General features: G+C 51.6%; 17 protein-coding genes and 2 riboswitches. Of the genes, 13 read left to right on the top strand and 4 right to left on the bottom strand.

All coding sequences use genetic code 11. The annotated features are described in order from the left end of the window. Nucleotides 1-5 precede the first annotated feature (5 nt). From CR164_RS01545 to CR164_RS01515, 7 genes are all read left to right on the top strand, one after another. Nucleotides 6-1,175 (top strand): ABC transporter substrate-binding protein, encoded by a 1,170-nt coding sequence (locus tag CR164_RS01545; protein ID WP_239994423.1) that lies wholly within the window; start codon nucleotides 6-8, stop codon nucleotides 1,173-1,175. 12 nt (nucleotides 1,176-1,187) lie between these two features. Then, a complete protein-coding gene (locus CR164_RS01540) occupies nucleotides 1,188-2,354 on the top strand; it encodes an adenosylcobinamide amidohydrolase (protein ID WP_239994422.1) in 1,167 nt (388 codons plus the stop codon). Continuing rightward, nucleotides 2,342-3,844 (top strand): nitrilase-related carbon-nitrogen hydrolase, encoded by a 1,503-nt coding sequence (locus tag CR164_RS01535; protein WP_110022147.1) that lies wholly within the window; start codon nucleotides 2,342-2,344, stop codon nucleotides 3,842-3,844. The genes CR164_RS01540 and CR164_RS01535 overlap by 13 nt, the downstream gene beginning before the upstream one ends. A gap of 54 nt (nucleotides 3,845-3,898) precedes the next feature. Continuing rightward, nucleotides 3,899-4,723, top strand: a complete 825-nt coding sequence (cobA, locus tag CR164_RS01530; RefSeq protein ID WP_110022146.1) for a uroporphyrinogen-III C-methyltransferase — start codon at nucleotides 3,899-3,901, stop codon at nucleotides 4,721-4,723. A 65-nt stretch (nucleotides 4,724-4,788) separates the two neighbouring features. Continuing rightward, nucleotides 4,789-6,162 carry a cobyrinic acid a,c-diamide synthase CobB gene (locus tag CR164_RS01525; RefSeq protein ID WP_110022145.1) on the top strand — a complete coding sequence of 458 codons (1,374 nt, stop codon included), beginning with the start codon at nucleotides 4,789-4,791 and terminating at the stop codon, nucleotides 6,160-6,162. A 202-nt stretch (nucleotides 6,163-6,364) separates the two neighbouring features. Next, nucleotides 6,365-7,207 carry an ABC transporter ATP-binding protein gene (locus CR164_RS01520; RefSeq protein WP_110022144.1) on the top strand — a complete coding sequence of 281 codons (843 nt, stop codon included), beginning with the start codon at nucleotides 6,365-6,367 and terminating at the stop codon, nucleotides 7,205-7,207. Between the two features lie 8 nt (nucleotides 7,208-7,215). After that, on the top strand, nucleotides 7,216-7,953 hold the full coding sequence (locus CR164_RS01515) for an ABC transporter permease (protein WP_204901774.1): 738 nt from the start codon (nucleotides 7,216-7,218) through the stop codon (nucleotides 7,951-7,953). A 21-nt stretch (nucleotides 7,954-7,974) separates the two neighbouring features. On the opposite strand, the gene CR164_RS01510 is transcribed toward CR164_RS01515, so the two are convergent. The 4 genes from CR164_RS01510 to CR164_RS01495 all read right to left on the bottom strand — a co-directional run bounded on the left by CR164_RS01510 (nucleotide 7,975) and on the right by CR164_RS01495 (nucleotide 13,025). Next, nucleotides 7,975-9,021 (bottom strand): ABC transporter substrate-binding protein, encoded by a 1,047-nt coding sequence (locus CR164_RS01510; RefSeq protein ID WP_239994421.1) that lies wholly within the window; start codon nucleotides 9,019-9,021, stop codon nucleotides 7,975-7,977. A gap of 19 nt (nucleotides 9,022-9,040) precedes the next feature. Then, the gene (locus CR164_RS01505) at nucleotides 9,041-9,847 is read right to left on the bottom strand and encodes an ABC transporter ATP-binding protein (RefSeq protein ID WP_110022141.1); all 807 of its coding nucleotides are present in this window, start codon (nucleotides 9,845-9,847) and stop codon (nucleotides 9,041-9,043) included. Next, on the bottom strand, nucleotides 9,841-10,839 hold the full coding sequence (locus CR164_RS01500) for a FecCD family ABC transporter permease (protein ID WP_110022140.1): 999 nt from the start codon (nucleotides 10,837-10,839) through the stop codon (nucleotides 9,841-9,843). Before CR164_RS01500 ends, CR164_RS01505 begins: the two co-directional genes overlap by 7 nt. A gap of 77 nt (nucleotides 10,840-10,916) precedes the next feature. Then, a complete protein-coding gene (locus CR164_RS01495; RefSeq protein ID WP_110022139.1) occupies nucleotides 10,917-13,025 on the bottom strand; it encodes a TonB-dependent receptor in 2,109 nt (702 codons plus the stop codon). A gap of 269 nt (nucleotides 13,026-13,294) precedes the next feature. After that, a riboswitch (cobalamin riboswitch) is annotated at nucleotides 13,295-13,531 on the bottom strand. A 231-nt stretch (nucleotides 13,532-13,762) separates the two neighbouring features. Beyond that, nucleotides 13,763-13,975, top strand: a riboswitch (cobalamin riboswitch). Between the two features lie 200 nt (nucleotides 13,976-14,175). On the opposite strand from CR164_RS01495, the gene CR164_RS01490 reads away from it, so the two are divergent. Genes CR164_RS01490 through CR164_RS01465 form a run of 6 tightly spaced genes read left to right on the top strand, consistent with a single transcriptional unit; the run spans nucleotide 14,176 to nucleotide 24,730 of the window. Further along, nucleotides 14,176-15,180 carry a TIM barrel protein gene (locus CR164_RS01490; RefSeq protein ID WP_110022138.1) on the top strand — a complete coding sequence of 335 codons (1,005 nt, stop codon included), beginning with the start codon at nucleotides 14,176-14,178 and terminating at the stop codon, nucleotides 15,178-15,180. Then, nucleotides 15,177-16,205 (top strand): radical SAM/SPASM domain-containing protein, encoded by a 1,029-nt coding sequence (locus tag CR164_RS01485; protein ID WP_239994420.1) that lies wholly within the window; start codon nucleotides 15,177-15,179, stop codon nucleotides 16,203-16,205. Before CR164_RS01490 ends, CR164_RS01485 begins: the two co-directional genes overlap by 4 nt. Beyond that, on the top strand, nucleotides 16,202-19,978 hold the full coding sequence (cobN, locus tag CR164_RS01480; RefSeq protein WP_110022137.1) for a cobaltochelatase subunit CobN: 3,777 nt from the start codon (nucleotides 16,202-16,204) through the stop codon (nucleotides 19,976-19,978). Before CR164_RS01485 ends, cobN begins: the two co-directional genes overlap by 4 nt. Next, nucleotides 19,975-21,696 carry a TonB-dependent receptor plug domain-containing protein gene (locus CR164_RS01475; protein WP_239994419.1) on the top strand — a complete coding sequence of 574 codons (1,722 nt, stop codon included), beginning with the start codon at nucleotides 19,975-19,977 and terminating at the stop codon, nucleotides 21,694-21,696. Before cobN ends, CR164_RS01475 begins: the two co-directional genes overlap by 4 nt. Before the next feature lie 5 nt (nucleotides 21,697-21,701). After that, nucleotides 21,702-23,681, top strand: coding sequence for a magnesium chelatase subunit D family protein (locus tag CR164_RS01470; protein ID WP_110022136.1), 1,980 nt, complete (start codon nucleotides 21,702-21,704; stop codon nucleotides 23,679-23,681). Next, nucleotides 23,678-24,730, top strand: coding sequence for a magnesium chelatase ATPase subunit I (locus CR164_RS01465; protein WP_110022135.1), 1,053 nt, complete (start codon nucleotides 23,678-23,680; stop codon nucleotides 24,728-24,730). Before CR164_RS01470 ends, CR164_RS01465 begins: the two co-directional genes overlap by 4 nt.

Raw genomic sequence — 24,730 nt, 5'->3', positions numbered from 1 at the left:
CCGTGATGCAAGGATATGGGGGCTGGATCGTTTTTCTGGCTCTGATGGCCACATTGCTTGGAACGTCTTGTTCTTCAGTATCGGATGAACAGGCTGTGACGGCCGACGGGAAAGCGAAGATGCAAACGGTCAAATATGCCAGTCGATTTTCCATCATGAAGCGCGATGACGGTTGTACTCTGGTAAAGGTACTTTCTCCGGAAGGGACGGATATCGGTATCGATTATGCATATTTGCTTGTGCCGCATGACCGATCGGTCCCTGAAGACAGAGGAACGGCCGCAGTGGTCAGAATTCCCCTGAAGCGGGTGACCTGTGAAAACGGTTTTCATGTATCGCTGATAGAAATGCTCGACTGTTTCGATGCCATAGCCGGGGTTTCCGGAAAGCGCAGAATCGGGCAGGACCGGGTGCACAAAATGATAGACAGCGGAGCGCTTCCGGTGACAGGTTATATGCGTGGATTGAACATGGAAACCCTGGTCAAGATCGATCCTGACCTCGCTTTTGTCAATGTGACCAGCGCATCCTCCGACATCTTTGAAAAAATGATGGCCTACGGACTCCGTCCGGGTTTTTTCTGTGCGTCACTCGAGGAGCATCCTCTCGGTGCACTTGAATGGATCAAGTTCATGGGGGCTTTTTTTGAAAAAGATTCGCTTGCCGCCAGTATATTCGAAAAGCAGGAGCAGGCGTACCTCGATGTCCAGAAAACAGCCGAACATTTAACCCGGAAGCCTTCGGTAATAACCGGGTACAGCAGGAAAGGCGCATGGTCGATCATGGGGTCTTCTCGCTGGTTCGTCACCATGCTCGAACATGCCGGGAGTGAATATCTTTTCAGAGGTCAGGAGACCGATAGGGGGCATATTCTGAGCCATGAGGTTGCCATGGATGCCGGCATGAAAGCGGATTTTTGGGTGAACACCCATTTCAGGGTAACCGATCTCGACGGTTTGCTGGAAATCGATGAACGGTACCGGTTGTTCAGTTCCGTCAAGAAAGGAATGGTATATAACAACAATAACTATCGGTTTGAAAACGGGCGGAACCGTTTCTGGGATAGCGGTATGGTTGAACCGCATGTTTTACTTGCCGATCTTATCACTATTTTTCATCCCGAAGTCTTGCCGGACCATACCCTGAAATATTACAGGCGCCTTGAAAAGCGATGAAAGCCGGGGACGATGAAGCAAAAGGAGTATTGTCATATGAAGTTGGGCGACTACGGTGCAGCAGAGGTTCACAGGGAGCGAAAAATGCTGATTGTGCGATTCAACAGGCCGCACAGGGTGATTTCAACCTGCAGAGTGAACGGCGGGATTCATGAGGATCTCGAATGTCTATTCAATCATCAGTCTTGCGAGCCCGCGGGCCACAGCAGAAAAGAACTCAAAACCGTACTGTCGGCTCCTGAACGTTATTTGCAGGGATTGTGTGAGCGTTTCGAGCTTCCTGAAAAAACAGCTTCTCTCGGTACGGCGGCAAACATGAACTATGCCGCTATCGAAACGAAGTCGTTCAAGAATCTGGAAGTGACCGCGATTTGTACCGGAGGGGTTGAAGGTAACGCCGGAAGGGTCGGGGATCCTGCCTCTGTCTGGGAACAGGACGGTGTGTTCGAACCTCTTGAAAAAGGCGGAAAAGAGCCTCATGGGACCATAAACACCATACTGCTCATCAATCGGGAGCTGACACGTGGAGCCATGGTCCGAACCATCATGACCGTGACTGAAGCCAAAACCGCCGTTTTGCAGGAACTTGCGGTGTCCTCGAGGTATTCCGATGGTCTTGCGACTGGAACCGGTACGGATCAGATCGCTGTGGCCTGTGCGCTGACCGGCGATACGCCGCTGACAAGTGCAGGCAAGCATGCCAAACTCGGAGAACTTATAGGATCAGCTGTTTCAGGAGCTATAAGGAAGACGCTTGCATTGCAGAATTCATTGACTCCCGGCAATCAGCGTTCCATCCTGGAGCATATCAAGCGTTTCGGCGCCGGTCGTGAGCATATGACAGAGTCCATCGCCCGCAGGCTACAGGAAGAAACGGCAGCGGTTTTCAGGCGTAATTTCAACAGCCTCGATCGTGACCCCGTAGCGGTCGGGGCATCATGTTCGCTGGTGCACGCCCGGGATAAGGTGGCCTGGGGCATTCTTCCGCAATCATGCATGAGGGAGATTTTTATCATGCACGGAGCGCAGCTTGCCACCGGGATCTCTCATCGTGTTGAACGTTATGCCGATTTCTCCCGGATACTGTCATTGGAACCTGTCAGTATGAACAATCATGATTTTCTGGAATTCGTGTACGCTTCGTGTGCGCTTGGCTATAGTGAAAAATGGAAAGACTGAAACTCGCCCTTGTCCATCTCGACGTCGTGCACGGTGAAGCTGAGCGGAACCGTGACGAGTTGGTCCTGTTCAACGAGAGGGCGGCAGAAAATGGTGCCAGGATTATTGTCAATACCGAACTTGCTGTTTCCGGTTATAGCTTCGGTTCACGCGATGAAATAGCATGCCTGGTTGAATCACAAGAGGGGTCCACGGTGACGGCTTTACGACAGGTGGCTTCACGCTACGGCTGTTTCATCGTGCTTGGTTATCCCGAAAAAGATGAGCGGACCGATATCTATTACAATGCTGCCGCCGTTATCGGTCCTGATGGAGCGCTGCTGTTGAATTACCGGAAAGTCACGGCTGAGGTCCGTTGGGCATGTGCCGGAACGTCGTTCCAGCGCAATTCTTTTGAAACCCCCTGGGGGAGGGTTGGCGTTTTGATCTGTTCCGATACCTATTACGGGGCCATTCCAAGGATGTCTTCCCTGAACGGAGTTGATCTTTTGCTTGTACCGGCCAATTGGCCAGGCGGATCTCTTGATCCGAGAGAGCTCTGGCAGGTCAGGGCGAAAGAAAACGGCTTTTTCCTTGCTGCCTGCAACCGGTCGGGGAAGGATAAAACCATGTCGTGTGAGGATGCCTATTCCTGTATTTACGGGCCTGACGGTACGAAAATCCTCGAGTCATGCAGTTGTACGTCGGATATCTTTTTTGCAGATTTGCCCCTTGAAGGTGGAAAACTACCCTCCTGTCGTGAAACGCAACTGCGTTCGAGGGAACCTTCGCTCTATACTCCGATGTATCTCGATATGCGTTATGCCGCTGATTTGACAAGCTATTACAAGCTTCCTGAAGCGGCGAAGATGAGTGTTGCCTCTCGCTCTTTTCCTGCAGAAGAACTTTTCACCGGTGATAGACTTGAAGAAACGGTAGATGCATACAGTGGAGAGAAAACAGCGTTGCTGGTGCTTCCTGCCGGTATTGCCGGAGATAATGAAGACGTACTGAATCGTCTGGCTCTTGCAGCCCGAAAAAGTCAGGTAAACGTATGTACGGGCGTTGTTTCTGAAAAAGACGGAAGCACGGTAATTGCATTTGCCGAGAAAAACGGTAATCTCTCTCTCCGATCGAAAAAGTATGGGCAGCATTGTTTTATAGATCTCGACAATGCCAGAATTGCTTTGGCTTTCAAGGATGAACTGTACCATCCGGAGATGGTGATCGCCTGTGCAAAACAAGGGTGTGATCTTATTGTCTGTTCGGCTTCTTGCCTGAACGATCATGATCAACGGGTACTCGGTGCCCGCTCGATCGAGCAGACGGGACTTGCCGTCTCTGGCAATAACCGTGCATTTATCTGCCAGCCGCCTGAAGGGCACTACCGATGGGCAGAGGTATCGTCAAAAAACGGTGAAGGGTGCTCGGTAACGCTCGACATCGAAAGATTGAGACAGAAGACTTTTTATGACAGGCTCGATTATGGTCTCCTGCTCGGAAAACAGTGAAATTCATTATATCTCCAGAGCTATTATGACAGTTCGAATAGACAGCACAGCTCTATGATCGATAAAAAAGGAATTGTAACTATCGCGGGTGCGGGTCCGGGAGATCCTGAACTTCTTACGCTAAAAGTTTTAAAACGGCTGCAGGATGCCGATGTCGTATTGCATGATTCGTTGATTTCAAAGGAAATACTGAAGCTTGTCCCGGATGATGCAGAAACCGTCAATGTCGGTAAGCGCTGTGGTGACGGTCAGGACCAGGAGAAACGACAGGAGCGTATCAATGCAATGATGATCGGCTATGCTCTGGAAGGAAAGTATTGTGTTCGTCTCAAGGCGGGTGATCCCTTTGTTTTTGGCCGGGGTGTCGAAGAGGTACGGGCTCTCATGGAAAAAGGCATCGAGGCAGAGGTTATTCCCGGTATAACCGCAGGTCTTGCTGCTGCGAATATGTTGCAGATTCCCGTTACCGAACGAAACAGAACAAGCTCCCTGTTGTTCTGTACCGGTCATACGGCAAGCTATTCATTCGAGCAGTTTCAGGGTGTTCTCGCTCTGCTCAGGGAAGGCAGTCCGGTCGTGATGTATATGGGGATGAAAAATTTTGAGACAATTGTCAACCGTTTGCTCGATGCTCGTTTACCTGTATCCCTTCAGGTAAGCATTGTATCGAAAGTTTCGCTTTGTGATCAGAAAGTGATTACGGGAATGCTCGAGACCATTGGTGATGTCATCAGGGAACAGGATATCGAGACGCCGGCAGTTTTTTTTATCGGTGAGCATACTCTTCCCGTTAAAGAGCTTTTTTCAACATCGGCAGGTATTCTGAATACATCCGAACAGAAAGAAGACAATGAAGAAATGTACCGGCAGGAATTGTGAAAGAAAAAACAGGACTGGATACATCACTGGAAAGGTATGCAGTGGCGGCGTGAGGGATAATACTCATGATTAAACCGGCTTTTCTGCTGGGGGCTCCTTCCAGTAATACAGGCAAGACTACTCTGACGCTTGCACTGTTGCGCATTCTTGCGCGGAAAGGCGTGGATGTCCAGCCGTTCAAGTGCGGCCCCGATTATCTCGATACCTATCTCCATACACTGGCCTCGAGGTTTGACGGGAGAGGCAGGCAGGGAAGAAATCTCGATATCTTCATGGCTTCCGAAGATCATGTGAAGGGAGTATTCCTTCAGCACTGTGCTGAAGCCGATGCCGCTGTTGTCGAAGGAGTTATGGGGTTGTTTGACGGTTCGGTCAAGTCCGAAGGAAGCAGTGCCGCGATTGCCGGTATGCTCGGTATCCCGGTTGTTCTCATTGTCGATGCAAAAGGGGTTGCCTATTCTGTGGCTCCGCTTCTTTACGGATTCAAACACTTCGATCCTTCGCTTCGTCTTGCCGGAGTGATTTTCAACCGGGTCAACAGGTTGTCACACTATGAGTTTTTGAAAGAGGCTTGCCATGATGTCGGGGTTGAACCTCTCGGTTATGTCCCGAGGGATGAAACGATGGCTGTTTCAGACCGCTATCTCGGCCTGAATATCGCGCCGGACGTGGATCAGGAATCGGCTATTGCCGCTATGGCTGATCATGTGAGTAAAACAGTTGACGTGGAAAAGATAGTGCAACTTTGCAGCGTAGAAATTCCCCGGCCTTTTCCGCGCTCTTCCTGCATCGGTCGTGGCAATGCCGTCATCGCTGTGGCACGTGATGCAGCTTTTAATTTTGTCTATGCCGAAAATCTCGATATTCTCGGTCAATATGGAAAACTCGAGTTTTTCAGCCCGCTCGATGACGCGATACTGCCCCATGCCGATATGCTCTATCTGTCCGGGGGGTATCCGGAGCTCTATGCGAAAAGGCTTGCTGAAAACGCCGGGATGCGAAAGCAGGTGAAAGCGTTCGCTCTCCGGGGAGGCGTGACATATGCCGAATGCGGTGGAATGATGTATCTCGGGAACTCGATAACCGGGAGAGACGGAGTGAACCATGAAATGTGCGGTGCTCTTGATCTCGAGACCACCATGCGGGATGCGCGTTTACATCTCGGGTACAGAAAAGTCGATCTTTCCGCAGCAGGATATGCGAGGGAGCTCAAAGGGCATGAGTTTCACTATTCAAGTCTTGGCGGAATCGGGCATCTCGACAATGTGGCTGAAATAAAGACCGCACGTGGCAGGGTTGTCGATACCGCTGTTTTCAGAGTAAGGAACACCTTTGCATCCTATGTACATCTCTACTGGGGAGAGACACCCGACTTCCCGGGGTTTCTGCTCGATCAGGCGCATGTTACCGGATCGTCACCGGAAAACGCCAGGGATTGAAAATGTTTCGAAATTTTCATGTTTGATGTTACTACAGATATCCAATGATAGACAGATATTTTTTCAGGGCATGTGATGCCTTTGTTTTCGTTGTCCAGCCATCAGGCCTACCGCGTTCGATTCCGGCTGTGCCTGCCTTTCCTGTTCGGAGTCGGATGTTCTGCGCTGAACTTTCTGCACTTGAACACAGGAGAAACAGAGCATGATAGAAGTTTCGGAACTCAGGAAATCTTACGGAGAGAAAGGACGCTCGATCATCGCCGTCGACGGTCTCTCGTTCCGGATTCGGCCGGGTACGGTTTTCGGGCTCCTGGGACCGAACGGGGCTGGGAAAACAACGACGATCCGGGTGATGACCACGCTGAGCGATCCATCCGGCGGAGCCTGCTCCGTCGCGGGATTCGACGTGACACGCGATCCTGCTTCGATCAAGGAGCGAATCGGCGTCGTACCTCAGGAAAACAATCTTGACAGGGAGCTCAGTGCGTATGAAAATCTGTTGATTTACGGGCTTCTGCATCGTGTGGCCGGACTACGGAAGAAAATTTCTGAAGTGCTCTCGGTTGTTGAGCTCGATGAAAGCAGGGAGAGAGTTGTTCAGGATTTTTCCGGGGGCATGAAGCGCAGATTGCTTCTTGCAAGGGCACTCCTGACCGATCCGGAAGTGTTGTTTCTCGATGAACCCACGATCGGTCTCGATCCGCAGATAAGGCGTCATTTCTGGAATGTCATCCGAAAAATCGGTATGGACGGGCGCACCGTTGTCATGACGACGCATTACATCGAGGAAGCCGAAGCACTGTGTGACATGGTCGGTATCATGTCGAAAGGGAAAATGGTTGCTTTCGATACGGTTAAAGGCTTGAAAAAGCTTGTCGGAGAATATGTTGTCGATACCATAACCGAAGACGGGAGACTTGAGCAGTTTATGTGTTGCGACCGTCGGGAAGCCGACAGTGTCGCTTCCGGCCTTCAGGGCCGTTTGACCATACGCCGGTCGAGTCTCGAGGATGTTTTTGTCAAGTTGACGGGAGCGAGGATATAATGAACACCATGAGCTGGTACCCAGTGTTTCTTCGTGAAATGCTGTTGTTCCGCAGAAAACTGTTTCGCGTCGGTTATCTTTTTTCCGCGATGGTCGTGCCTATGATCTATCTCGTGACGTTCGGGCTTGGCCTGGGGAGAAATATCGATGTCGGGGGTATGAGTTACGTCGCTTACCTGTTGCCCGGGCTTGTAGCCATGAGTTCCATGAACAACTCCTATTCCTGGGTTTCGAGTGCCCTGACGCTCAACAGGCATTATTTCAAGACCTTTCAGGTTTTCGTTCTGGCGCCGGTTTCTCCTTCGGCGATAATGCTCGGGGAGGTCTTTGCTGGGATGGTCAAGGGATTGTTCGCCTCTCTCCTGATCATCTGCACGGGCTTTCTTTTTACCGGTATGTTTGTGACGACGCTTTTTTTCCTTGTGGCCCTTCTCTTAAACTGTTTTCTTTTTGCCTCTCTCGGCGTGATTACGGGGATGCTGGCCAAATCGCATGAGGATACCTCGACGTACAACAATTTTTTCATTCTGCCGATGGCGTTTTTCTGCGGTACGTTCATTCCCGTCGACCGTCTGCCCGCGATGCTCGGAACCGTAGTGGCCATGCTGCCGCTTACCCATACCAATATCCTCATCCGCAAGACTGCCTTGGACAACGAAGGCGTCGTTTCCCTCTCCGTACTCGTCTGTTATGCCGTTGTTTTTTTCTCCATCGGTTCCAGGCTTATCCGGAAGTACAGCGAATAGAGGTTTCCTAAAGTAATCCGTTCACCTGCTGTTGATTTCGGTGATTTTCAGCAGGTCGCTGGCTTGAGTGCTTGAAAGATCATAGTGATAAAATGTCTTGAAGTACTCCCGCACGATCTCCTCGATATCGATGCCGTACACTTCAGGGTAGAGCTGATTTGCAAGCCAGGGGATGCCGAGCAGCCGGTTGATGCTTGCCGGGCGGTCGAACCAGCCGTAGGGAAGATAGGGGGTTTGGTAGATACGGTTGTTTTTTGCCGCCTTCAGCCTTGCCCAGAGCGGATCCTTTTGAATATGCTGCATGGTTGGGGTTATTTTTCCCAGGCCCGCCCAGACGATTACTACGTCGGGGTCCCACATCAGTAGCTGTTCCATCGAGACTTCACTCATGCCCTTGCGGCTGATAATGTCGATATCGGTGGCGTTGATCCCTCCGACCATCTCTATAAGCCTGCTATGGATCGAGCCTGCCGGATCCGTATGTAGTCCGTATTCACCTTCCGCATAATAAACGCTAAGCTTTTCGTTTCTTTCGATTTCAGACGCTTTCTCTCTCACCGGATTGACATGACGTTCGATGAAGCGGTTCATGGCGGAAGTTTGTGTTGTACGGTCGAAGAGCCTGCCGAGCCGCTCGAAGACTTCGGGATAATCATCGAGGTGGAGTGAAGCCAGATAGACCGGAATGCCGGTTTTGGCTGCAAGTTTATCCGCTTCGTCAACTGAACCGGGATTGATATCGAAAAACGTGAGAATCATGTCCGGTTGAAGTTTCAGGATCTCTTCAGCCGAACCTTCGGTGTAAGGGAGCGCGAGGTATGATTTGGAAAGAAATTGCGAGGCTTCCGGTGTAAAGTTGAACGATCGGTTCACGATCAGCCCGGGATCGATCGCATACATGAGAATACTTCCTGGCCGATTGACATATACCCTTGTCATTGTTTCCGGTACGACCATGGTTCTGCCGGCCATATCGGTGACGGTTTGTGTTCCCTCATGATCTGAAGGTTGTGGAAGGCTGCACGAAATGAAAAAGAGCAACAAGAGAAAGTGTGGTATGCGTTTCATGGTCATCTTGTTTTATTATTCAGCTGTCGATAAGCGGTCTGCAGACCTTCAATGGATTCTTGCCGGGTGTGCCGGCTTCGATCACTTCTACGTTCACACCATAGATCTTTTTGAGAATGTCCGGCTGCAAAGCGTCCGAAGCATCATCGTAATGGAGAACAGAACCGTTGGAGAGCATCAGTACTTTTGCATCGAGAAGAAACGCCTGGTCTGGCTGGTGCGTCGTCATCAGAATTCCGGTTTTCGCTTCTGCAAGTGCACGTATTTTTTTCAAGAGACGCGCCTGGTTGCCGTAATCAAGATTGGATGCCGGTTCATCGAGAATAAGCAGGCCCGCTTCCTGTGCAAGTGCACGAGCGATAACCACCATCTGGCGTTCTCCTCCGCTCAGTTCGGTATAGATACAATCGGCCAGGTGGCTGATCTCGAGCATGTCGAGGATGCTGTCTACAACGAGGAGATCTTTTCTGCCGGGGCTTCCGAAAAAGTTCATATGTGCGGTCCGGCCGAAAAGAATGACATCGTTGACCTTGTAAGGAAAAGGGGTATGGTGCGCCTGGGGAACATAAGCGATGAGCTTGGCGAGCTCTTTTCTGCTGAAACTGCCAAGAGGTTTTCCATTCAGTGTGATGGAGCCCGACAAGGGAGGGAGTATACCCAGGAGTGACTTGAAGAACGTGGTTTTGCCCGTACCGTTTTGTCCCAGGATGCAGAATGTTTCGTCCGATGAAATGGAGAGGTTGATGCTTTTTAGCAAAGGCTTCCGGAGCCGGTAGCCGAGGTTGGTATCCCGTATATGTAGCCGCAGTTTCTTTTGATCTACCATGTTTCGCGGGAGATGATCTTCAGTAAAATGATAAAGAACGGCGCTCCTGCAAGGGCGGTGATGATTCCGATAGGGATTTCAACAGCGAGGAGTGACCGGGCGAGGTTGTCGAAAAAGAGCAGTGCGATACCTCCGGAAAGAAAGGAGAGTGGTAGCTGGATACGGTGATCGGGACCTGTAATCATTCTTGCAACGTGAGGGATGACCAGGCCTATCCAGCCTACGAGTCCGCTGAGCGCTATGACGCTTGCCGTTACGAGCGTGGCGGAACCGATGATGATCATACGCAGACGATCTGTGTGGATACCCAGTGCCCTGGCTTCGTCTTCGCCGAACGAGAGCACGTTCAGGCGCCAACCCGAAAGAAGTATCGGCAGGCTGCCGGCCGTTACGAGCGCAAGAACATAGGGGAGTTCCTGCATGCGGATATCAGCCAGACTGCCCATCAGCCAGAACGTGATGGCCGGCAGCCTGTTTTCGGGATCGGCTGAATACTTGACGAGCGAGATCAGCGCCGTGAACAGTGCCGAAATGACGATGCCGGAGAGAACAAGCACAAGAATTGCATTGTGATTTTTGCCGATGCTTCTGCTGACCCAGACCGCCAGAAAAACTGCGATAGCGCCTCCGGTAAACGCCGATGCCTGAACCGCTATTGCCGGCAGTGAGAGCAGGATAGCCAGAGCGGCACCGAATCCTGCTCCTGAACTGACACCGAGAATATCCGGGCTGACCATCGGGTTGCGGAACATGCCCTGATAGGCCGCACCGGCAAGAGAAAGGGCTCCGCCGACAGCTACAGCTCCGATGATTCTCGGCAGCCTGATGTGAAACAGTACGGCATGCAGGTGGGGATCTGTGCTCTGGCGGTCGATAAGGAATGAGAAAAGCTGATCCGGGGAAACCGGATAGCGCCCTATCCAGAGGGAAACCATGGCCTCGAGAAGGAGCAAAAGGGTGCATGAGAGGAGGATAAGACTTTGTTTCATCATGCGGAAAAGGATTCGAAACTGTTTTTTTCTTGTTTCTTCATCAGGTGTCCGGCTTTTGAGACTGTATCATGTTGTTATTAGAGTGTGACCTTGAGGGATGTTTTCAGGTTGATTCCCGGTTCATAAAGAAAATCCGCATAATTGAGATGGCTGCGGTAAGCTCTGTCAAAGATGTTGTCGACTGCCACGGAGAGGGCGATGTTCCGGTTGAATCGGATGCCGCTTCTTATGTTGAAAACCGCATACCCGGGTGTTGCCTTTTCATTCGGAGCCGGATTTTCCTGATTGTCGAAGATTTCGCTGTTCAGCTCTATCCACCAGTTCGAGGTGCTGTTGATCGAGTCTTCCCAGCGGAAGCCGACCAGTCCGTTGAGCGGCGGGATGGTGTTGAGCCTCTGGCCGTCAGTTGTATTTTTACCGATCACCGACGCTATGTTGCCAAACAGGGAGAGATGTTCGGCTGGCCTCCAGGTGACACCGCCGTCGAAGCCGTACACTTCGGCTTCCGGAACGTTGACGTAGGTTTTTGTTTCCATACCGTTGAAGGTGACATCCGGGTTGCTCTTAAGGTCGATATAGTTCTCGACCCAGGAATAAAAGATGGAGAATGAACCGGTAAGGGTTTCTGATTTGATTTTAATACCCGAATCGATATTCCAGGAGTATTCCGCATCGAGATCGGGATCGCCGAGAATGATGTAACTGCCTCCTCTTGTGGAGAAGCGTTCGAACATGTCAGGCGAGCGGAATCCGGTCGCGATGTTTGCTGTCAGGTTCACTGTTTTGTTCAACGGATGTGCATAGCCGAGTGAGGCTGTAAGCGCCTGATCGCTCTTTTCTTTGAAAACGTTCACTTCTTCCACCACTTTTTTGACGGTCTGTCCGTCAGGTTCATACACTACTGTCCTGAAAAGTGCGTCCTCTGCATCGGCGCTGAAATAGTCGTAGCGGAGACCGCCCATCAGGACGGAACCGTTATGGAAAACATGTTTATCCTGGGCGAAAAAACCGATATGATCGCGATGGGCGTCGGAGACGGGTGGGAAGGTGATTTCTTTTGCGGTTTTCCCGTTCGAAGTTTTTTTCTTGATCTGTTTTTCAGCGGATTCCGCGTTTTCGTGCACATAGTCGAGCCCGGTAACAAGCGTGTTTTGCCGTGTAGGGGCAAAGGTGAGCTGTAGCGATGCTCCTTTTGCTCCGGTGTCGATCCGGTTGTTCTTGAGAGTATACATCGGTTGCGTCGAACTGTTTATTCTGCAGTCATATACCCGTTCCTGGTCGACAAGCCAACCTTTCAGGAGCAGTTCCTCGATGGCTCCGAGTTGCCGGGCTGTATACGCTGCTTTCCAGGTATCGGTGTCAAATTTGGTGAAGTGAGACCATGGCGCGTTATTTTTCTGGGGGACTCCCTTGTCATCGATGCCGGTATGGCGATATGAAAGTGACACTTCGTGCTGATCATCGATCATATAGCGGCCCTGAGCTCCTAGACTCATGGCCTCGAACTGGCTGTTTGCGATCTTGTTGCCATTTCCATCCGTATAGTCACCATGGTCCCGGCTTGAAGCATCGATGCGGAAATCGAAACCGTTACCTCCTCCGCCAAGTGCCACGTTTCCTTGCCAGCCTTCGTCGACCGAACTGTAGGTGCCTGATGCTTCCGGTGCAAAACTCCAGTCATCGTTCAGTGCGAAATCAGGTTTTTTCGTGATGAAGTTGATGACACCACCAAGAGCATCACTTCCATAGAGCACCGAAGAAGGGCCCTTGAGTATTTCGATTCGCTCGATATCTGCAGCACCGATAAACGGTGTGAGTGGGTCGCGCCCCGCCCAGAGATTGTTTTCGCGATCTCCATCTATCAGCACGAGCGTCCTGGTACCGCTAAAACCCCTGATCACGGGGGCTGCTTCCCACATTCCGCTGCCTTCGATGCTGACTCCCGGTACCTTTTCGATAAGTTCTGAGCTGCTTTCAGCGACCTCACGTTCGATATCGGAGGAGGAGACGGTTTCTATGGATACAGGGAGTGAAAACGGAGTTTCCTCTGTTTTCGTGGCGGTAACCACGATCTCCGGTACGGTAATTTCTCCGGAAGCGTTTTCCCCGGAAAATGCGGAAGAGGGGAGAAGAAGCAATGCGAAAAAAGTTTTCAGAAGCCCTTTCGTCAATGATGGGTGCTGCATGGTTTCGTCAGGTAAATGTTACTGTTTTCGATGAAAGCATGTTCTTCACCGTTTCAGCAGGAGTTCTGCAAAATGGTCGTTTAAACAAGACATGACGTACCGGTGGCTTACTCTACGGATCACCAGACTGCCTTGATAGATGCTGAAACAGGTCGAACTGAATTTCATTCCGGGGTATGGGCTTATTGCCGGGCTATGGTCCCGTAGCCGTTTGAGCCGCAGGAAAATCGCTGCTTGTTTTCGTAAACAACAGTGTTTTGCCTGTTAACTTTGGCAATAATCAACCGGCAGGTTTCCTGACTCTCACTGAAAAACATTATCGAGGCTGTGCCTTCCCACGCCGCCCGGGATGGACGATAAGGTTGACGCAGTGACGCAGACTCACGCAGATGAGCTGATGAGATCAGCTCCAGTAATGACAGTTGCGGGAACAGTTCGTGATTTTCACACGATTCCCTTTTACCCCATGGCTTGTCGCCACAGGCACCGGTTGAGAAAGAACATTCCAGAAAAGTGATGGATTATAATGAAAAAATACGGCGTTGCAAAGTTGCTGTACTATTTGTCGGGAACACATCATCCCTATAGGCACCTCTAAAAACGTATTGCACGCCCCGATTGCTACGCTCCATCAGCCTTGCTCTCGAACCGCTCATGGCACTTTTTAGGGGTGTCCATAGGAGAGAGGGCTGATAAAAAACGAAAGAGTCGGGAATTTGTATTTCAGCGGGTTTTACAGTATATACAAACACTACGGTGTCGGCTGGCTTCTGCCAACCGGCTTAAAAGGGAATCCGGTGGAAATCCGGAACAGTACCCGCTGCTGTAATCCTGTACCGGCTTCATGCCGGTGATATTGATCTGCCAAGATGTCACTGAACCGGGCTCCCGGATCGGGAAGGCGGCAGATTCAGGAGAGTCAGAAGACCTGCCGTGGTGTTTATCGCTTCGGGTTAAAGCAATCGATCTCAATATGTTGTGCATTACTCTTCCGCGAAACAGGTATAGGGACATTCTCTGTCCACAGCTTGTTGTCTTTTCTATCGAAAGGTCTGAATGTTCTTGCCGATTCGACCAGCATGCACGCTGTTTTTATGCTTTCCCGGTTGCGGTAAACGATGTTTTTACCGAACCAGTGAAGTAATGGGCCATGCGTTTCTTACTCAATATCAGCACTCATGCAAACGATCTTTCCATTGCCGGTGAGCGTTGGGAGCATGCTTTTTCTCTGCTCGATGAGACAGGTTTCGACGGTTATGAGCTCTATCCGGTAGGTGATTACGTGTACGATTCAATCCCCGGAGAGATCATCGGTGGCATTCACCTGCGTTTTTTCGTGATGCTCAAACAGATATGGTACAACGACAGGCGGCAACTCCTGGCGATGTTCGACAACGAGAGGAACATCGAGATGTACTATGGTGGGACCAGCCGGGAGACGATCGTTGCCTGTTACCGTGAACAGCTGGAGCTTGCAAGGCGTTTCAACTGCCCTTATGTGGTTTTTCATCCTGTTCATTACGAGCTCGACTACATTTTCAACTGGAATCCGCCATGGAGTTGGGAGGAGATGGTCGATCTGTCTGCCGATGTGATCAACGAGGTTGTCCGTGATACAGCGTATGATGGCTGGATCCTGTTCGAAAATCTCTGGTGGCCGGGCAATTTCCGGCTTGACAGCGTGCGGGAAATCGACCGGTTGTTCGATCGCCTCGAGTACTCCAAGCCGGGTCTGGTGCTCGATACCGGCCATATTCTCAACAAGAATCGCTTTCTCGCGAGCGAAAAGGAGGCGGTGGCGTATCTGCTCGGTGAAGTCGATCGTCTCGGCAGCCATCGTGACCTTGTAAAGGCGGTGCACCTCTGCAAGAGCCTGTCGGGTGACTATGTTCGAGCAAGTATGGAGATGCACGAGCCGTTCGATGGTGCAGAGACCTTCTGGGAACGGTTTACGGTTGCTGCGCGCCATGTGCGCCGGATCGATGAGCATGATGCGTTTAGCCATGCGTCGATTGCCGGACTGTTTGAAAGGATCGCGCCGGATACGACAGTTTTTGAATTTTCTTTCCGTTCGAAAGAGGAGTGGGTCGATAAAATCCATCGTCAGAAACAGTCGTTGGGAGAAAGGTTTTTCACCCGGAAAGAGAGATCATGATTGCAAATCCCCCTTCATATCTGATGCTCATGGTGACGACAGCCTGCAACCTTTCCTGTGCCTACTGTTACGAAGGAGAAACTCATGCAGGGAAGGTGATGCATCTCGATACGGCGATGAAGGCTCTCCATATGGCTGCGGCATCAGGTCGGGCTTTTCATGTACAGATTACAGGAGGGGAACCGTTGCTTGCCGCCGAACAGGTCTTTACGATTCTCGAACAGATTCAACGTGAACGTTTGTCGGCTACGACGGCATTGCAGACCAATGGTGTACTGCTCGACAGAGAGACGGCAAGAGAGCTGAAGCGTTACAGAACAGGAATCGGTATCAGCATCGACGGTTCGCCGCACGTGCAGGAGGTGTTACGCGGTGGAAGCCGGGAGACCTATCGTGCGCTGACAATGCTCGAAGAAGAGCGTATCCCGTTCAGGGTAACGGCGGTGCTGGCAGACCGGAATGTCAGGGAACTCAGAGGGCTTCTGATGGCGCTGTATCCTTTTTCATCGGCATGTGGTTTCGGGCTCGATCTTCTGGTGCAGAAAGGTGCTGCAGCTGAAAAAAGATGTCATTTGCCTCGAAAGCAGGTTCTCGCTGCAGAGACATTCCGTTTACTCGAAACACTCGACCTGTTCAACCGGCGGCGCGAACGGCCGCTGGAATTTCGGGAAAGAGCGCTTGTTCTTCGTTCATGGCGTCAGGGCTCGAGTCGCGCCTACTGCTCCGCATGTTCCGGTGCGAGTCTTGCCGTGACTCCTGATGGAAAGCTCTATCCCTGCACTCAGGCTGTCGGTGATCCGGCCCTGTTTCTCGGAACGGTCGATTCCCCTTCGTCGGCATATACTGCGTTGTCGGAAAGCACTCTTTTTTCCGAAGCATGCACGGATTGTCCTCTCGAAGGCAGGTGTCCCGGTGAATGTCCTACACGCCTCCTCTACAACGGAGATGCCGGCAGAGAACTGATCTGTGAGTTGTATCGTACGATTTTTCAATACTGTGTTCAACAGGGAGACATAGCGGTATGAAGCATTTTACCTTGTGTTATTTCAGTACCAGTCCATCGGAGATTCCGTCTTTGAGCGCAGGTGTGCGCCGTTATATCGACGATGGTGGATCGGTGAGCGTGAAGGCTCGTCTTCGTTCCCAATTGTCGACGCCGGCTCAGGCTGCGGAGTTTGTGCGCCAAGCGGTCGAGTCGGACGTGCTTATCGTTCGGCTCATGGGCGGAAAAACGTCGTTTCCTCCGTTCGACGATTTTCTCGAAGCTTACCGGCTGCGAAAAAGTGAAGGCCGGAAAGCCCCGCTTCTGTTCATTCATTCAGCAGGCGGGGATGAAGAAGCTCTTGAATTGGCACATGAGCACAGTGAGTTGTTCGGAACTGAAAAAGGGGATGCCGTCAGCCGTTATCTCATGAACGGAGGGATGGAAAATTTCAGGAACATGTTACGGTATCTTCACAATATCCTCTTTTCTGCCGATATCCTGGTCGAGGCTCCCCGAAGAATGCCGCACGAAGGGATCTACCATCCTGATTTTCCGGCGTTCGACGATATCGACGGTTATCTTGAAAAGCACGTCGATCCCGCGAAGCCAACCGTAGGCGTGTGGTTTTACCAAAGTTATTTCATCGACGGCGACCTGGCCGCATTCGACTGTCTGATCAGAGAGATCGAGCGTCAAGGGGCCAACGTTATCGCGGTCTTTCATCTGCGTTACAAAGATGCGATACGGGGCAACAGGGGATCGGACTACGTTGCGGACACCTTTTTCAAGGATCACAATGGAAGAAGCAGGATCGATGTGCTCATCAATCCGCTCCTCTTTTCACTTACGCTCAATTCGAAGGATTACGACGATATTCTGCCCGGGCTGGACGTACCGTTCCTGCAGGCTCTCATGACATTTCAGCCCTATGAGCAGTGGAAAGCGAGCCTGCAGGGGCTCGGGACAATGGAGGTTTCGTTTTCCGCAGCACAGCCCGAGTTCGATGGCGCATTGGTTACCGTGCCATTCGCAACGAGAGAAGACGTCGGTACGGATACCTTGACCGGTGCAGAGCTTGTCAGGATCATGCCGGTCGAGGAAAGGGTTCGAAAACTTGTTTCCATCGCGCTCAGGTGGGCGGCGTTGCGTCACAAGCCCAATGCTGAAAAGCGCATCGCCGTAATTTTCCATCATTATCCTCCCCGTAATGACCGAATCGGGTGTGCTGTCGGTCTCGACAGCTTCGAGAGCGTCAAGCTGCTGCTCGAACGGATGGCGAGCGAAGGGTACAAAATCGACCGGCAGTATGAAAAAGGAGACGATCTCGCTCGGGAACTGCTCGAGGGTATGACCTGTGACCAGCGGTGGCTAACCCCTGACAGAATGGCGGAAAAGACCGAAGCAACGGCAGGGCCGGATGAATACCGGCCATGGCACGAGGCTTTACCGGTGAATGTGAGAGAGAAAATGGAGGAAAACTGGGGAAATGTGCCCGGCGATCTGTTCGTTGACGGCAATTCATTGCTTTTTCCCGGAACGGTAAACGGCAATGTTTTTATCACCATACAGCCTCCAAGGGGTAAGCTCGAGCGTCAGGATCAACTTGTTCATGATCCAGATATTCCACCGCCGCATCATTATCTGGCGTACTATCGCTGGCTGCGTGAAATCTTCAGGGTCGATGCGGTGATGCATGTCGGCAAGCACGGGTCTCTCGAATGGTTGCCGGGCAAGGCGCTCGGACTTTCAGGCGAGTGTTTTCCGGATCTGGCTATCATGGACTTTCCCAACATTTACCCCTATATCATTAACGATCCCAGCGAGGGGACGCAAGCCAAACGGCGGTCGTACTGCTGTATCGTCGATCACCTGACACCGGTTTTCACCAATGCGGATCTGTATGAGGAGATGGCGTCGCTTGACAATCTGCTCAAAGATTATGCTGCTGCGCGCAGCAGTGATCCGGGAAAGCTCGAAGTTCTGAAGCCAATGATCTGGGATGCACTGGTCGAGGCTGACCTTGACAAGGACACAGGGTTCGGCAGGGAAGGGGCAATGGCTGACTTCGACGGGTTTCTCGAGCATCTGCACCGTTATCTTGACGATATCGCCGACACGATGATTTCGGATGGCCTGCATACTCTCGGGCTTTGTCCTGAAGGAGAAAGACTCGTGGAGCTGGTTGTACAAATGACCCGGCTCGAACAGGGTGAGGCTCCTTCGTTACGTGAATCGATTCTCCGGGCACGGGGGTATGATATCGATGAACTGATAGAGAACAAGGGGTGTCCGGTCTTCGGCGTGACCGCCAAGACTGGCGGCCAGGTGATTCGAGAGGCTCACGATACTGCTCTCGAACTGGTTCGGATGCTCTCTCGTCACGACTACGCGGAAGATTGTCTCATATCCATCCGCAAGGTAATGCCGGAGGTGACGAGCGATGACGTGATGAAAAGCCTGCGCTATATCTGTTCGGACCTCGTACCACGGATCAGAAAAGTGAGTGACGAAATCGATTCGGCCTTCAAGGGATTTGACGGAAGATTTGTCGAACCGGGACCTTCCGGCGCTCCGACACGGGGACAGGCCGATATCCTGCCTACCGGTCGTAATTTTTATTCCATCGACCCCCAGAAAATTCCCACACCGGCAGCATGGAAGGTCGGTATGAGTCTCGGCGATGCGCTTGTCGAGCGTTACCTGGAGGAAAAGGGTGACTATCCGAGGAGCATAGGCGTCATTCTTTTCGGTGGAGCGACCATGCGTTCAGGGGGGGATGACCTTGCAGAGATATTTTACCTGATGGGCGTCAAGCCGGTCTGGAAAAAAGGGAGCGGTTATGTCGAGGGACTCGAAATCATCCCTTCCAGTGAGCTCAAATGGCCAAGGCTCGACATCGTTCCCAGGATTTCCGGGTTTTTCCGTGATGCTTTTCCACTGCTTGTCGACCGGATAGACGATGCAGTCAAGATGGTTGCCGCTCTCAACGAACCGCCTGAAATCAATATGTTGCGGCGAAACGTTCTTTCCGATGCCGAAAGTTACCGCAAAGACGGAATGAACGAAGACGAAGCCATGCGCGAGGCGACATTCAGGGTTTTCGGATGTCCTCCCGGAACCTACGGAGCGGGAGTCGAAGAGTTGATCGAATCGAAAAACTGGGAAACGCAGGCCGATCTTGCCGATAACTATGTCCGCTACTCGTCCCATGCATATGGTCGGAGATCGTATGGAAAACAGAAGCCTGCGACTTTCAGGAAAGTGCTTTCCAGGCTCGATGCGACCGTCAAAAACGAAGATTCCCGTGAGTATGACATGTTTTCCTGTACAGATTACTACAACTACTACGGTGGACTGATCACTGCGGCGAAGCAAGAGCGGGGCGCGTTGCCTTTCGCGCTTGTCGGCGACAGTTCCGACCCCGAACGAGTCAAGGTGCGTTCGACATTCGAAGAGGCCAAGCACATTTTCCGCTCCCGTCTGCTCAACCCGAAATGGCTCGATGGGTTGAAACGTCATGGCTACAAAGGTGCCGGGGACATTTCCAAGATGATGGATGTCATTCTTGGCTGGGATGCGACTGCGGAAGTGGTCGAGGACTGGATGTACGAACGTGTTGCCGGCAGGTACGTGCTCGATGAGGAGATGAAACGGTGGATGCAGGAAGTCAATCCCTATGCCCGACAAAATATTCTCGACAAGCTGCTCGAGGCGATCGGCCGCGGTATGTGGAACGCTTCCGAAGAGATGAAGCAGCGTCTGCAGGAAGAGTATCTTGAAACCGAAGGAGAGATAGAGGAGATCAACGAGTGAGGCAGTTGCAGCTATTGCTTGTCGCAGGGATTTTAGTTTGGTTGCAGGTTGTTCTTCCTCAGTTGCTGTTGGCGGATCAGAAGGATGAGAAGCTGGTGATCACCGCCGATGAGATACGTGCGATGCAAGTCCTGAAAATCAGCGAGGTCCTCAATCGTATTCCGGGAATCAAAGCAGGAGAGACATCGGTCTCCATCCGTGGTTCGGGCAATGTCAAAGTGTTTCTCGATGGTCGTAGCATCAATGATCCCACATCCTTTTCCGGTTCGGTGAAATGGTCCATGATTTCTCTCGATACCATCAAAAAAATCGAAGTGATAAAGGGTGGTGGCGGTACGGCCTATGGGGACAATACCGGAGGTGGTGTTATCGTAATCACCACAAAGAGTGCTCAACGTCTTGGCGGTACGGTCGGAGGATATTGGGGTGACAATGGCCAGAAAAACGCGTCGCTCAACCTGTCGGGGCGGAAAAACAACGTTTCGGCAAGTCTTACGAGCGGCTATGAGTCCTATGACGGTTTTACCGTCAATGGCGACAAGACCAGACGCCGTTTGGGAACAAGGATTGATTACCGCGCATCACAAAATATTTCACTGTTCCTTTCAGGGGAGTACAATGATGAAAAAAAAGGCCTGAGAGGTTACCCGGAAAAACGGACTCCGAACTCGAGAAAGAATTACGATGACTGGTCATGGTTGTTCGGGCAACGATACGGAGATATGACAGGGAGGACTTACTATTCCACATCACGGACGGTGAGTGAAGACCCTGACAAGGATCTGTATGCTTCTCTGGAGGTCGTCAAGGCAGGCCAGTCATTACAAGCACCTTTTGCGCTTCCGTTTTTCGGCAGGGTCGAAAGTGGCGCAGGTTACGAGTGGCGTCGGGCGTCGGGGAACAGGTTCACGACCACCGATGAAGAACAGGCCTGGTTTTTCCTTTCAAAAACGTTATGCAAAGATGCAACTCCCTGGTCATTTTTCATGGGTATCCGCACCAATTACTATTCCAACTTCTCCAATACCTTGAATCCGGAGGTAAAGGCCGGGTATTCCCGTGATAGCTTTTCTTTCGAACTCTCTGCAAGCCGTTCGAGTAACCTGCCGACTTTCAGGCAGCGTTTTTACGAATCTTCCGTCACCAGGCCAAATCCTGATCTCCAGATGGAAAGGGCGATGAATTATGCGCTGTCCTTTTCGGTGATGCCCGATTCTTCCCTGTCAATCGATGCATCGGTGTTTCATCGCGATATCACCGATAGAATAACCTATGTGCGCAAACCCGACAATACGGGACGTTACGAGAATTTCGGGCAGGTTACCTATCAAGGCGCCGAGGTTTCGGTCACATGGGCACTCTCGGACATTGTCGAGGTGAGCCCATCCTACAGTTACCTGCACGCGCTCAATGAAGAGACAGGTTACTGGTTGCCGGCAAAGCCTTTTCATACCGTTTTGATGGAAGTCGTTATACAACCGTTTACAGGTTTTTCATTCAGAACGACGGCCAAGTTTACCGGAAAGGTGTATACCAATGCCGGTAACACTTCGACGATTCCAGGTTATACGGTAGTCGATGCAAGAGCCGACTATTCCTTGGATAAACTGACATTTTATTGCGATATAGACAATCTTCTCGACGAGCGTTACCTCTATGTCGATGGCTTCGATGCGCCACCCAGAGAGTTTGTTGTCGGCATGAACTATACTTTTTAAACGCTATGCATACTTTGCTTTACCCATTCGCTGCGGTCATAGGTCAGGAACATCTCAAGCATGCGCTGCTGCTCAACGCGGTCAATCCCCGTGTCGGTGGCGTTGTCGTGCGTGGTGAAAAGGGAACAGCCAAATCGACGACAGTACGTGCACTTGGTGAACTGCTGCAGGAGAAGATATCGGGTACCCCCGGCGGCGAAAATCGTTCCTTGGTCGTTACACTGCCGCTTAACGCAACGGAAGACATGGTGGCAGGAGGTATCGATTTTCAATGCACCATGCGAGAAGGGTGCAGGGTTTTCCAGCCGGGTCTTCTTGCAAAAGCGGATAAGGGTATTCTCTACGTTGACGAGGTCAATCTGCTGGACGATCACATCGTCGATATCGTGCTCGATGCTGCTTCGTCCGGCGAGAATCGAGTCGAACGCGAAGGAATCTCTTTTTCTCATCCGGCATCCTTTCTGCTTGTCGGCACCATGAATCCTGAAGAAGGGGAACTTCGCCCGCAGCTTCTGGACCGCTTCGGTCTCTGCGTCGAGGTTACTGCCGAAAACGATGCGGCAGAACGTGTGGAGCTGATGCTTCGCAGAGAACAGTTCGACGAGAACCGCAAGGGCTTCATTGCCTTTTACCGGAAGGAAAACGACCGAATTGCCGGGAAGGTTCGGGCGGCACGTGAGCTTCTGTCGGCAGTCAGGATGCCTGAACATCTGAGGCGGTTCATTTCCGAGCTTTGCAGGGAGAACAATGTTGCAGGACATCGTGCCGACCTTGTGATCGAGCAGGCAGCAAGGGCTAACGCCGCTTACAAGGGGAGGATCGTCGTTGAAGTGGATGATATCACTGACGTTGCTTCGCTTGCGCTCGCCCATCGCAGAAGGGATGCTCAGCCACCCCCTCCCCCGGAGGAGCCGGAGAGTCAGCCGGAAAGTGAGAGTCAAAAAAACAGGAACCCCGAAGAGCGGGATGAGCAGTCTTCGTCTTCGGAGCCGGAACAGTTTCAGGAGACCGGTGAGGAGTCGCGTTCCGATGAAAGGAGTCCGGAAAACGAAAGTGAGAAAGACGAGGGAAAAAGTGAGCGGCAATCAGATTCCCGGGAGGACGAAACCGAAGAGAGTCACGGTGATGCATCGATTTCCGAACAGGTTTTCGATATAGGCTCATCTTTCAAGGTCCGTTCGATCAGCTCTCCAAAAGATCGGGCTGTGCGCAGAGGGTCAGGTAAACGATCCCGTTCCAGGGTTTCACAGAAGCAGGGGCGCTATACCAAAAGCACCATGAGGCGCGGAAACAACGACATCGCTCTCGATGCAACACTTCGTGCGGCAGCTCCTTTCCAGAGGGAGCGGGAAAATCACAACGGGATGGCCGTGGTCCTGCATGAACAGGATATCAGGGAAAAAATCAGGGAGAAACGTCTTGGAAATTTGCTGATTTTCGTCGTCGACGCAAGCGGATCGATGGGGGCCAGAGGTCGAATGGCGGCTTCGAAAGGGGCCATCATGTCACTTTTGATCGACGCTTATCAGAAACGCGATAAACTAGCGATGGTTTCGTTTCGAAAAAACGAGGCTGTGGTGAACCTGCCGGTGACCTCGTCGGTCGAGCTGGCGGCAAAACTGCTCAGAGAGATGCCGGTCGGGGGACGGACGCCTTTTTCAGCCGGCCTGGTGAAAGGGTACGAGATAGCTCACAACCATCTCATGAAAGAGCCTGAAGCCCGCCCTATGGTTATTCTCGTGACCGATGGAAAAGCGAACAAGGCTCTCGGGGAACGCAAGCCGCTTGAAGAAGCCTATGAACTTTCGAAAAAGATCGCAGCTGAAGAGCGTATTCGTTTTCTCGTGGTCGATACGGAGGAGCCTGGTCTGGTGAATTTCGGTCTCGCCCGTAAGTTTGCCGTGATGCTTCAGGCCGAATACTTCAAAATCGACGATCTGCAGGCCGATACACTTTTAAACATTGTAAAAGACGCCACATCATGAAAAAACAGTATACCTATCCATTTACAGCAATCGTCGGCCAGGAGCAGATGAAGCTGGCTCTTGTACTCAATATTATCAATCCGACGCTTTCAGGAGTGCTGATCCGCGGAGAAAAGGGAACGGCGAAATCCACTGCAGTGCGTGCACTTGCCGATATTCTGCCGGAAATCGACGTTGTCGGTGGTATTCCCTTCAATCTTTCACCCGATGAAGATTCCGATGTCATCAAGGAGTGCTTCGAGGTTTCGGGAGAAGTTTTGTCTGAAGAGAGGGAGCGCCTGTCGGTTGAAAAGCACAAAGTCAGGGTTGTGGAACTGCCTGTCGGAGCGACCGAGGATCGTGTTGTCGGGACGCTCGATCTCGAGCATGCTCTGAAAGCCGGTGAAAAACGAATTGAACCCGGTTTGCTTGCTTCGGCTCACAGGGGAATTCTCTATGTCGATGAAGTCAATCTGCTCGACGACCATGTGGTCGATGTGCTGCTGGATTCAGCGGCAATGGGGGTCAACACTATCGAGCGTGAGGGAGTTTCTTTTGCCCATCCGTCACGTTTCACGCTCGTGGGGACAATGAATCCCGAAGAGGGTGAACTACGGCCTCAACTGCTCGACCGATTCGGGCTTTGCGTGCAGATCGACGGCATCCGCGATGCTGAAGAGAGAGTCATGGTGATGGAACGACGCTTTCTTTTCGAGGAGAATCCGGAAGCATTTTGCCGTCGATGGGCTGACGAGTCGGAAAAGCTTGTCGAAAAGATCGACATGGCCAGAAGGCTTTATCCCTCCGTAAGTGTCAGCCGGGAAAATCTTCTTGCAATTGCAAACTATTGTCTCGAAGTCGGGGTCGACGGTCACAGAGGTGATATCATAATCATGAAAACCGCCAAAACCCTTGCAGCTTACGATGGAAGGACAGAGGTCGGCAGGGATGATATCGACAAAGCAGCCATGTTTGCTCTGCCACACCGCATACGGCGTCAGCCCTTGCAGGATATCGTGATGGATGTCGGGTCGATGTTGAAAAACAAAACGAGTAATCTGGAGTCGTAA

The organism is Prosthecochloris marina (genome assembly GCF_003182595.1).
Taxonomy (GTDB): domain Bacteria; phylum Bacteroidota; class Chlorobiia; order Chlorobiales; family Chlorobiaceae; genus Prosthecochloris; species Prosthecochloris marina.
Note: the sequence above shows the minus strand (reverse complement) of the source record. Positions and strands in the feature narration are given on the sequence as shown.